The sequence below is a fragment of the Alloactinosynnema sp. L-07 genome (assembly GCF_900070365.1).
Lineage (GTDB): Bacteria > Actinomycetota > Actinomycetes > Mycobacteriales > Pseudonocardiaceae > Actinokineospora.
Window position 1 is genome coordinate 1,338,706 of sequence record NZ_LN850107.1, and the last position, 10,557, is coordinate 1,349,262.

Sequence of the window (10,557 nt, forward strand, 5' to 3'; positions counted from 1 at the left end):
TCACCGGGCCGGTTGCGTCCCCCCTCGGCCGGTCCGGTGGCAGCGCTCACGATCTCGCCCTACCGTTCGGGCCCATGAACATCATCGTGTGGATCGTGCAGGGCGTCTTGGCCGCGGTGCATCTGGGCGCCGGGCTCGCGAAGCTCACCCAGACCCGCGAGGCACTGGTCGCCAATCCGAACATGGCGTGGGCGACGGACTTCACCGAGCCGGTCATCAAGATGATCGGGGTCTTGGAGGTCCTGGCGGCGATCGGCCTGATCGTGCCGTGGTGGACCGGCATCGCCCCGGTCCTCACGCCGATCGCCGCACTCGGCTTGGTCGCCCTGATGATCGGCGCGGTGATCACCCACACGCGCCGCCACGAGACGAAGATCGTCCCGGTGCCCCTGTTCCTGGCCCTGTTGGCCGCCTTCGTGGCCTGGCAACGGTTCGGCGATCTCTAGAGGGAGTCGTTTGCAGAAGGCCGCCGACAGACGCGTGGTGTGTCGGCGCACCACCGATTGCGGGAGAGTTAGACCAGCCTGGTGGTACGGCCTGCAATGATCCCCGCGCCCGCGCCCCAGATCGCCAGGGTGGCGAACACGGACCAGTCCGGTGTCCCGCCGTCCACCAGGGCGCTGGTCAGGCCGTCGGTTAGTGCGGCTGAGGGAAGCAGGCGGACGATGGTCGCCATGCCGTCCGGCAGCGAGTCGGCCGCGACGATGATGCCGCCCGCCAGCAGCAGGACGAACCACACGATGTTGGCCAGCGCCAACACGACTTCCGCCTTCAGCGCCCCACCAAGCAGCACTCCCAGCGCGCCGAAGGCCAGGGTGCCCAAGATCACCAGCAGCACCGCCCACGCGACCCCCGACGCCGAGGGGGACCAGCCCAGCAGCAGGGCCGTCACGGCGAGCGCGACCAACTGGATCGTCACCACCACAAGCCCCGCCACGACGCGTCCGGCTATCAGTAGCCAGCGGGGGAGTGCGGTGGCGGCCAGGCGCTTGAGGACGCCGTAGCGGCGGTCGAAGCCCAGCGCGATGGCCTGGCCGGTGAAGGCCGACGACATGACCGCCAAGGCGAAGATTCGCGGCGTGAGCGTGTCGACCCGCGGCTCCGGCAGGTCGATGATCTTCACCAGGGTCAGGCCGATCAGCAGGACCAGCGGGATGAGCAGGGTGAGCAGGATCTGCTCGCCGTTGCGCAGGGTCAGCATCGCCTCGGTGCGGGCGTGCGCGGTGAGCATGCGCAGCGGGCGGCCGGGGCCGGGGGCCGGGGTGAACGTGCCGGGCTGGAAGGTGGTCACGAGCGCAGTTCCCGTCCGGTCAGCTCCAAGAACACGTCCTCCAGGCTGCGCCTGCCCACCTGCAGTTCCTCGGCCAGCACGCCCTGCTGCGCGCACCACGCGGTCACCGTGGACACGACCTGCGGGTCGACCGTGCCCGTGATCACATAGCCGCCCGGGGTCGGTTCGGCGACCACGCAGTCGGCGGGCAGGGCTTGGATCAGCAGGGCCGTGTTCATCCCGGACTTCGCCCGGAACCGCAGCTGCTGTTCGTCGGCGCTGCGGGTGGTCAGCTCGCGTGGGCTGCCCTTGGCGACGACGCGGCCGTGGTCGATGATCACGACCTGGTCGGCCAGCGCCTCGGCCTCGTCCATCAGGTGTGTGGTCAGCAGAACGCTCACGCCGTCGGCGCGCAGCGCGCCGATCAGGTCCCACACCAGGCGGCGGGCCTGGGGGTCCATTCCGGCCGTCGGCTCGTCGAGGAAGACCAGTTCCGGCCTGCCGACCAGCGCGCACGCCAGCGACAGCCGCTGCTGCTGGCCGCCGGAGAGCCGCTTGTACGGGGTCTTCGCCGAACCGGTGAGTCCGAGGGTGTCGAGCAGCCAGGCCGGGTCGAGGGGCGTCGCCGCGCAGGCCGCGACCAGCGAGAGCATCTCGTCGGCCCGGATGCCGGGGTAGGCGCCGCCGCCCTGGGGCATGACGCCGACGCGGGGGCGCAGGCGCTCGCCGTCGGTGCCAGGGTCGAGGCCCAGCACGCGGACGTGGCCGCCGTCGCGGCGCAGGAAACCCTCGCAGATCTCGATGGTCGTGGTCTTGCCCGCGCCGTTGGGGCCGAGCAGCGCCAGCACCGAGCCCGCGGCCAGGGTGAAGCCGAGACCGTCGACGGCCTTGGTCGACCCATAGCTCTTGGCCAGGTCGGACACCTCGACGGCGGGCACGCTCACGACCACGAAGCCTAAGGCGTGCCGCTGGTCACGCCATCGCCGGGCGTGCGCGGAATGTGCCGCCACACCACGGCCAGCGCCACCAGCGTCGCCAGGACCGCCGCGACATAGGTGTACGGCAGGACGAACACCCGGCCGTCGAAGGTCGAGCCAGTCGGCGCGAGCACCACCGCCATCAGCACGCTGATGGCCATCGCCGCGGTGCGGAAGCGGGTGTTCCCGGCCGCGGCGGCCAGCGGAACCGCGGCCCACAGCAAGTACCAGGCGTGCACGGCCGCGCCGAAGATCAGGATCGCGCCGAGGGCGACGCCCAGGCCGGTCAGCGGGCGCAGCTTCCAGCGGAAGCTGTCGTAAAGCAGCTTGGCCGCGATCACCGGGCCGAGGATCGTGCCGAATACGCGCGCCACGCTGATCGCCGCGTCGATGTGGTTGCCAAGGCCCATCAGGATGCCCAGGCCGCCCGCGCCGAAGCCGAGCGCGGTCATCGGGGCCATCCAGCTCTTGATCGTCGACGCCGTGTTCAGCGTGCTGACCCAGCCGTAGCCAAGCCCGCTGCCGTAGGACGCCGCCGTCAGCACGGACAGGAACACCACACCGAGTCCGCCCGCGACCAGGAACAGGTGTTTCCACTTCCCACCCATCCGCCGGGCGATCATCACCCCGAGGAAGCCCAGCGCCAGCGCGGCCGGGATCTTCACCGCGGCGCCCAAGGTGATCACCGCGGCGCCGATGGCGTACCAGCGCAGCTCACCGGGCTGCCACGGCGGGAACGGCCCGTCCGGGGTGACCTTGGCCATCCTGGTCAGCGCCAGCTCGAACCCGACCAGCATCAGCCCGATCGCCAGTGACTCGTTGTGCACGCCCACGACCAGGTGGAACAGCACCAGCGGGTTCGCCGCGCCCAGCCACAGCGCGCTGACCGGGCTCACCGCGAACCGCCGCGCCAGCCGGGGCAGCGCCCACACGATCATCGCCAGGCCGATCAGCGCGAGCAGCCGGTGCATGGCCACGCCCATGACCACGTGGTCGCCGGTCAGCCAGTTGATCGCCTTGCCCAGGGTGAGGAACAGCGGCCCGTACGGCGACGGGGTCTCCCGCCACACCGTCGGCACACCCTGCGTGAGCGGGTGGTCGACACCGAGTGCCTGCGCGGGACCCAGCGTGTACGGGTCCATACCGCGCGCGACGATCTCGCTCTGGGCCAGGTAGCTGTAGACATCGCGGCTGAAGCTGGGCACGGTGAAGACCAGCGGCGCAATCCACATCGCCAGCGTGCGGGCCATCTGAGACACCGACATGACCCGTACCCGGCCGGGCCGCGACAGCCTGCCCAGCCCCAGCCAGGCCAGCACGATCATGAACACACCGGTGAACGCGAACGCCATCGACACCGTGGTCATCCGGCTGAACAGGCCCAGCACCGGGATGCGGAACACCGGGTTGAACACCGGCGCGGCACCGGCGCCCAGCGAGCCGATGGCGAGCAGGAGCGCTCCGACCGTGCCGAATCGCCGAATGACGTCGAGCTGTCTGCGCTCGACGGCGTTCAGCGCGCCCGCTTCGTCATCAGGCACGCGCACTCGTTGCCCCACCTCTGCCGCCACCACGCTCGAAGGGTATCCATGACCTGCGGGACGGTGAGGCCGGTCACCCGGCTTTGCTCCCCGCCGGGAAATAAGACACACTTGTGTTGTGAAAAAGACCGCCCCCGCTCCGCGCACCCCGGAGGAGACCCTGAGTCTCCCCGTGGGCGGGTCGCACGACGGGCGCACGCGCCTCAGTGTGGCCCGGCTGCTGCTGGAGCAGGGGCCGATCGCGGCGGTCGCCGTCGCCGACGCGCTGGGTCTGAGCCCGGCCGCCGTGCGCAGGCACCTCGACGCGCTGGTCGCCGACGGCGAGGCCGTCACCCGCGACGCCCCGCGCCTCGGGCACCGGGGCCGAGGCCGCCCGGCAAAGCTCTTCCTGTTGACCGAGTCGGGCCGCGCCCGGTTCGGCCACGCCTACGACGACCTCGCGATCTCGGCGCTGCGCTTCCTCGCCGAGACCGGGGGAGACCAGGCCGTCCGCGCGTTCGCCGAGCGCCGGATGCTCACCCTGGTCGACCGCCACCGCGCCGCGGTGACGGCCCCGGCCACCCCGGCCGCCCGCGCCGAGGCCCTGGCGGGCGCGCTGACCCGCGAGGGTTACGCTGCGTCGACCCGCAGTGTGGGCGCGGGGGAGCAGCTGTGTCAGCACCACTGCCCCGTCGCGCACGTCGCGGCGGAGTTCCCCCAGCTGTGCGAGGTCGAGACGGCGGCGTTCGCCGCCCTGCTCGGCACCCACGTGCAGCGACTGGCGACTATCGCGAACGGTGACGCCGCATGCACGACGCATGTGCCGCTCGCGGGGCCAGGCATTACCGCACACCCCGTTCCGCATGGAGGGAAGTCCCTATGACTGCCGCTGCCGAGCAGCGCACCACCACGCAGCTCACCCAGGAAGAGACGATCGACACCCTGGGTCGCTACGAATACGGCTGGGCCGACGCCGACGTCGCGGGTGCCACCGCGCAGCGAGGGCTGTCCGAGGCCGTCGTCAGGGACATCTCGGCCAAGAAGAGCGAACCCGAGTGGATGCTCGAGTCGCGGCTCAAGGGCCTGTCGCTCTTCGACCGCAAGCCCATGCCGAGTTGGGGCGCCGACCTGTCGGGGATCGACTTCGACAACATCAAGTACTTCGTGCGGTCCACGGAGAAGCAGGCCCAGTCCTGGGAGGACCTGCCCGAGGACATCAAGAACACCTACGACAGGCTGGGCATCCCGGAGGCCGAGAAGGCCCGCCTGGTCGCCGGTGTCGCCGCCCAGTACGAGTCCGAGGTCGTCTACCACGCGATCAACGAGGAACTCGAGAAGCAGGGTGTCATCTTCCTCGACACCGACACCGCGCTCAAGGAGCACCCGGAGCTGTTCGCCGAGTACTACGGCTCGGTGATCCCGCACGGCGACAACAAGTTCTCCGCGCTCAACGGCGCGGTGTGGTCGGGCGGCTCGTTCATCTACGTGCCCAAGGGCGTGCACGTCGAGATCCCGCTGCAGGCCTACTTCCGGATCAACACCGAGAACATGGGCCAGTTCGAGCGCACACTGATCATCGTCGACGAAGGCGCCTACGTGCACTACGTCGAGGGCTGCACCGCGCCGATCTACTCGTCGGACTCGCTGCACTCCGCGGTCGTGGAGATCATCGTCAAGAAGGGCGGCCGCTGCCGCTACACGACCATCCAGAACTGGTCGAACAACGTCTACAACCTGGTCACCAAGCGCGCCAAGGCCGAAGAGGGCGCGACCATGGAGTGGATCGACGGCAACATCGGCTCCAAGGTCACCATGAAGTACCCGGCGGTGTACCTGATGGGCGAGCACGCGCACGGTGAGGTCCTCTCGATCGCCTTCGCGGGCGAGGGCCAGCACCAGGACGCGGGCGCCAAGATGGTCCACCTCGCGCCGCACACCTCCTCGAAGATCGAGTCGAAGTCGGTGGCGCGCGGCGGCGGCCGCACCTCCTACCGGGGCCTGGTCCAGGTCAACAAGCGGGCGCACCACTCGAAGTCCACGGTCAAGTGCGACGCGCTGCTGGTCGACACGATCAGCCGCTCCGACACCTACCCGTACGTCGACATCCGCGAGGACGACGTGCAGATGGGCCACGAGGCCACGGTGTCGAAGGTCAGCGACGACCAGCTGTTCTACCTGATGTCGCGCGGCCTGTCCGAGGACGAGGCCATGGCCATGATCGTGCGCGGGTTCGTCGAGCCCATCGCGCGGGAGCTGCCGATGGAGTACGCGCTCGAACTGAACCGCCTGATCGAACTGCAGATGGAAGGGGCCGTCGGCTAAATGACCGCCGCTGTTGAAAACCCGCGCTCGCAGGGAGCGCGGGTTCCCGAGGCGTCACGCGCCGAGTGGTTCTCGTCCTACGACGTGGCCGCGTTCGAGCAGCCGTCCGGCCGCGAGGAGATCTGGCGCTTCACCCCGATGAAGCGCATCGCCGGTCTGCACACCGGCGTCGAGGCGACCGGCGTGGCGACCATCGATGTCGACGCGCCCGCCGAGGTCACCGTCGAGACGGTCGACCGCTCGGACGCGCGCCTTGGCCAGGGCGGTGTCCCGGCCGACCGGGTCGCCGCGCAGGCCTACAGCTCGTTCGAGAAGGCCACCGTGCTGACCGTCGGCAAGGAGGCCCGCGCGTCCGCCCCGGTCGTCGTCACGGTCACCGGGCCCGGCGAGGGCAAGGTCGCCTACGGCCACCTGCAGGTGCGCGCCGAGCTGTACGCCGAGGCCGTCGTGGTCATCGACCACCGTGGGTCCGGCGTGTACGCCGACAACGTCGAGTTCGTCGTGGGTGAGGCCGCCAAGCTCACCGTCGTGTCCATTCAGGACTGGGCCGACGACGCGGTGCACATCTCCGCGCACCACGCCAAGATCGGCCGCGACGCGGTGCTCAAGCACACCGTGGTCACCCTCGGCGGCAACGTCGTGCGGGTCTCCCCGACGGCGGCCTTCGCCGACAAGGGCGGCGAGGTCGACCTCACGGGTCTGTACTTCGCCGACGCGGGCCAGCACTTCGAGCACCGGACCTTCGTGGACCACTCGGCGCCCAACTGCACGTCCAACGTGATCTACAAGGGCGCGCTGCAGGGCGATGGCGCGCACACCGTCTGGATCGGCGACGTGCTGATCCGCGCGGTCGCCGAGGGCACGCAGACCTACGAGCTCAACCGGAACCTGCTGCTCACCGACGGCGCCCGCGCCGACTCGGTGCCGAACCTGGAGATCGAGACCGGCGAGATCGCCGGGGCGGGCCACGCCAGCGCGACTGGCCGCTTCGACGACGAGCAGCTCTTCTACCTGCAGGCCCGCGGCATCCCCGAGGACCAGGCCCGCCGCCTGGTCGTGCGCGGCTTCTTCCACGAGCTGCTGATGAAGATCACGGTTCCCGAGGTGCGCGAGCGCCTGGAAGCCGCGATCGAGGCCGAACTGGAAGCTGTCGGCGTATGACCCGCGCGTGCGCACTGGCTGATCTGCTCGACGGCAAGCCCCACGCCGTCGAAGTGGACGACGTCGCGGTCGTTCTGGTTCGCCATGGCGACCAGGTGCACGCGCTCGCCGACAGCTGCTCGCACGCCGAACTGCCGCTGTCCGAAGGGGAACTGACGCGCAAGGGCTTGGAGTGCTGGCTGCACGGGTCGTGTTTCGACCTGCGCACCGGTGCCCCGTCGGCGCCGCCCGCGACCGAACCCGTCGACGTGTTCCCGGTGTCCATTGTGGACGACCAGGTGCACGTCGATGTCACCACCACACTCAACTGAGCTTAGGAACGCTGACGCTATGGCCACGCTGGAGATCAAGGACCTGCACGTCTCGGTCAGCACCGACGAGGGTCCCAAAGAGATCCTCAAGGGTGTCGACCTGACCATCAAGGCGGGCGAGACCCACGCGATCATGGGCCCCAACGGGTCCGGCAAGTCCACCCTGTCCTACGCCATCGCAGGCCACCCCAAGTACCAGGTGACCTCGGGCACGGTCACGCTCGACGGCGAGGACGTGCTCGCGATGACGGTCGACGAGCGCGCCCGCGCGGGCCTGTTCCTGGCCATGCAGTACCCGGTCGAGGTGCCCGGCGTGTCCATGTCGAACTTCCTGCGCACCGCGGCCACCGCCGTGCGCGGCGAGGCGCCGAAGCTGCGGACCTGGGTCAAGGAGGTCAAGGCGGCGATGGGCGAGCTGGACATCGACCCGGCCTTCGCCGAGCGCAGCGTCAACGAGGGCTTCTCCGGCGGCGAGAAGAAGCGCCACGAGATCCTGCAGCTGGCCCTGCTCCAGCCCAAGATCGCCATCCTGGACGAGACCGACTCCGGCCTCGACGTCGACGCGCTGCGCGTGGTGTCCGAGGGCGTCAACCGGTTCCAGGCCTCCGGCGAGCACGGTGTCCTGCTGATCACGCACTACACCCGCATCCTGCGCCACATCACCCCCGACTTCGTGCACGTCTTCGCGGGCGGCAAGATCGTCGAGTCCGGCGGCAAGGAACTGGCCGAGCAGCTCGAGGCCGAGGGCTACGTGAAATACACCGGGACGCCGGAAGCAGCGACGACCGCCTGACGTTGTACCCGGGGATACTCAGGTGGAGAAGGGTGTGACGGTGACCGGTTACGACGTCGAGCGGATCCGCAAGGACTTCCCGATCCTGCAGCGCAGGCTCGCGGAGGACCGGCCGCTCGTCTATTTGGACAGCGCCAACACCTCGCAGAAGCCGCAGTCGGTGATCGATACGCTCGCCGAGCACTACTCGCTGCACAACGCCAACGTGGCACGCGCGGTGCACCAGTTGGGCGAGGAGTCCACGGCGGCGTTCGAGGGCGCGCGCGACAAGATCGCCGCGTTCATCAAGGCGCCCAGCCGCGACGAGATCGTCTTCACCCGCGGCATCACCGAGGCGCTGAACCTGGTCGCCAACGTGCTCGCGTGGGAAGGGCCGTACCGCGTCGGCCCCGGTGACGAGGTCGTGGTCACCGAGATGGAGCACCACTCCAACATCGTGCCGTGGCAGCTGCTCACCCAGCGCACGGGCGCGACGCTGAAGTGGTTCGGCATCACCGACGAGGGCCGCCTCGACCTGTCGAACATCGACGAGCTGATCACCGAGCGGACCAAGGTCGTCTCGCTGGTCCACGTGTCGAACATGCTCGGCACGATCAACCCGGTCGCCGAGATCGCCCGGCGGGCCAAGGAAGTCGGCGCCCTGGTCGTGCTGGACGCGGCGCAGGCCGGTCCGCAGCTGCCCTACGACGTCACCGCCACCGGGGCCGACCTGATCGGCTTCACCGGGCACAAGCTGCTCGGCCCGACCGGCATCGGCGTGCTGTGGGGTAAGTCCGAGGTTCTCGCCGCGCTGCCTCCGTTCCACGGTGGCGGCGAGATGATCGAGGACGTGCGGATGGAGCGCTCGACGTACGCGCCCGCACCGCACAAGTTCGAGGCGGGCACCCCGCCGATCGCGCAGGCGATCGGGCTGGGCGCGGCCATCGACTACCTCAGCGCGCTGGGCATGGACAACGTCGCCGCGCACGAGCAGGCCATCACCGGCTACGCCCTGGGGCGCATGCTGGAGGTACCCGGCCTGCGGGTCCTCGGTCCGGCCGAGATGGTCGACCGCGGTGGGGCGATCAGCTTCACCATGGAGGGGCTGCACCCCCACGACATCAGTCAGGTGCTCGACTCGTACGGCATCGCCGTGCGCGGCGGCCACCACTGCGCCAAGCCCGCCCATCGCAGGCTCGGCGCGCAGTCCTCGACCCGGGTGTCGCCGTACCTCTACACGACGACCGCCGAGGTCGACGTGATGATCGACGGGCTGCACCAGGTCCGCCAGTTCTTCGGGGTGGCGTGATGCAGCTGCAGCAGATGTACCAGGAGATCATCCTGGACCACTACAAGAACCCGCACGGGCGCGGCCTGCGCGACCCGTTCGACGCCGAGTCCTTCCAGGTCAACCCGACCTGCGGGGACGAGGTGACGCTGCGGGTGAAGCTGGACGGCTCGACGGTGGCCGATGTGTCCTACGACGGCCAGGGCTGCTCGATCAGCCAGGCGTCCACATCGGTGCTCACCGACCTCGTGGTCGGCCACAGCGTCGCCGACGCTTTGTCCACTTTGGACGCGTTCGTGGAGCTGATGCAGGGTCGCGGGCAGGTCGAGCCGGACGAGGACGTACTGGAGGACGGCATCGCCTTCGCGGGCGTTGCCAAGTACCCGGCGCGGGTGAAGTGCGCTCTGCTCGGCTGGATGGCTTTCAAGGACGCGGTGGCCCGCGCGAACGGAGTGGAATCCCATGAGTGACGAAGAAGTCCAGCGCGGCGCCGCGGGTATGCCCGACCAGGCGCCCCGCGCCGACCTTGCCTCCTTGGACGACCTCGAGGAGGCCATGCGCGACGTGGTCGACCCCGAACTCGGCATCAACGTCGTCGACCTCGGTCTGGTCTACGACATCCGGGTCGAGGACGACAACACCGCGACCATCGACATGACGCTGACATCGGCGGCCTGCCCGCTGACCGACGTGATCGAGGACCAGACCCGGACCGCGCTGACCGGGGGAGTGGGCCTGGTGAGCGACTTCCGGATCAACTGGGTCTGGATGCCGCCGTGGGGCCCGGAGAAGATCACCGACGACGGCCGCGAGCAGTTGCGCGCCCTCGGCTTCACTGTGTGAATGGCGCGGCTGTGTAGATGGCGCGGCCTTCGGCCGCGCGGCTCGGGCGCTGTTAGCTGATGACAAGAGGGTCCTGATTTTCAAGGCTGGAAC

General features: G+C 69.6%; 12 protein-coding genes. 9 read left to right on the plus strand and 3 right to left on the minus strand.

The window, feature by feature from the left end:
- Positions 1-74 precede the first annotated feature (74 nt).
- Positions 75-446 (plus strand): DoxX family protein, encoded by a 372-nt coding sequence (locus BN1701_RS06430; RefSeq protein ID WP_054046404.1) that lies wholly within the window; start codon positions 75-77, stop codon positions 444-446.
- Positions 447-514: 68 nt separating this feature from the next.
- Here BN1701_RS06430 and BN1701_RS06435 read toward each other — a convergent pair whose 3' ends face one another.
- The 3 genes from BN1701_RS06435 to mptB are packed head-to-tail and all read right to left on the minus strand — an operon-like array spanning position 515 to position 3,788.
- Positions 515-1,231, minus strand: a complete 717-nt coding sequence (locus BN1701_RS06435) for an ABC transporter permease (protein WP_082860282.1) — start codon at positions 1,229-1,231, stop codon at positions 515-517.
- A 56-nt stretch (positions 1,232-1,287) separates the two neighbouring features.
- Positions 1,288-2,214: an ABC transporter ATP-binding protein gene (locus tag BN1701_RS06440; protein ID WP_054055671.1), complete on the minus strand. Its 927-nt coding sequence runs from the start codon at positions 2,212-2,214 to the stop codon at positions 1,288-1,290.
- 11 nt (positions 2,215-2,225) lie between these two features.
- Entirely contained in the window at positions 2,226-3,788 is a 1,563-nt protein-coding gene (gene mptB / locus BN1701_RS06445; RefSeq protein WP_231949509.1) for a polyprenol phosphomannose-dependent alpha 1,6 mannosyltransferase MptB, read from the minus strand.
- Between the two features lie 118 nt (positions 3,789-3,906).
- Between mptB and BN1701_RS06450 the strand changes: the two genes are divergently transcribed.
- From BN1701_RS06450 to BN1701_RS06485, 8 genes are read left to right on the plus strand one after another with little or no spacing between them, the layout of a single operon-like run.
- Positions 3,907-4,650 (plus strand): metalloregulator ArsR/SmtB family transcription factor, encoded by a 744-nt coding sequence (locus BN1701_RS06450; protein WP_054046411.1) that lies wholly within the window; start codon positions 3,907-3,909, stop codon positions 4,648-4,650.
- Positions 4,647-6,089 (plus strand): Fe-S cluster assembly protein SufB, encoded by a 1,443-nt coding sequence (gene sufB / locus BN1701_RS06455; RefSeq protein WP_054046413.1) that lies wholly within the window; start codon positions 4,647-4,649, stop codon positions 6,087-6,089. The genes BN1701_RS06450 and sufB overlap by 4 nt, the downstream gene beginning before the upstream one ends.
- Positions 6,090-7,250, plus strand: a complete 1,161-nt coding sequence (sufD, locus tag BN1701_RS06460) for a Fe-S cluster assembly protein SufD (protein WP_054046414.1) — start codon at positions 6,090-6,092, stop codon at positions 7,248-7,250.
- The gene (locus BN1701_RS06465; RefSeq protein WP_054046417.1) at positions 7,247-7,561 is read left to right on the plus strand and encodes a non-heme iron oxygenase ferredoxin subunit; all 315 of its coding nucleotides are present in this window, start codon (positions 7,247-7,249) and stop codon (positions 7,559-7,561) included. The genes sufD and BN1701_RS06465 overlap by 4 nt, the downstream gene beginning before the upstream one ends.
- A 19-nt stretch (positions 7,562-7,580) precedes the next feature.
- Positions 7,581-8,354 carry a Fe-S cluster assembly ATPase SufC gene (gene sufC / locus BN1701_RS06470; protein ID WP_054046419.1) on the plus strand — a complete coding sequence of 258 codons (774 nt, stop codon included), beginning with the start codon at positions 7,581-7,583 and terminating at the stop codon, positions 8,352-8,354.
- Positions 8,355-8,388: 34 nt separating this feature from the next.
- Positions 8,389-9,642: a cysteine desulfurase gene (locus tag BN1701_RS06475; RefSeq protein WP_054046420.1), complete on the plus strand. Its 1,254-nt coding sequence runs from the start codon at positions 8,389-8,391 to the stop codon at positions 9,640-9,642.
- Positions 9,642-10,091 (plus strand): Fe-S cluster assembly sulfur transfer protein SufU, encoded by a 450-nt coding sequence (gene sufU, locus BN1701_RS06480; RefSeq protein ID WP_054046422.1) that lies wholly within the window; start codon positions 9,642-9,644, stop codon positions 10,089-10,091. The genes BN1701_RS06475 and sufU overlap by 1 nt, the downstream gene beginning before the upstream one ends.
- Positions 10,084-10,464, plus strand: coding sequence for a metal-sulfur cluster assembly factor (locus BN1701_RS06485; protein WP_054046424.1), 381 nt, complete (start codon positions 10,084-10,086; stop codon positions 10,462-10,464). Before sufU ends, BN1701_RS06485 begins: the two co-directional genes overlap by 8 nt.
- The last annotated feature ends 93 nt before the right edge of the window (positions 10,465-10,557 follow it).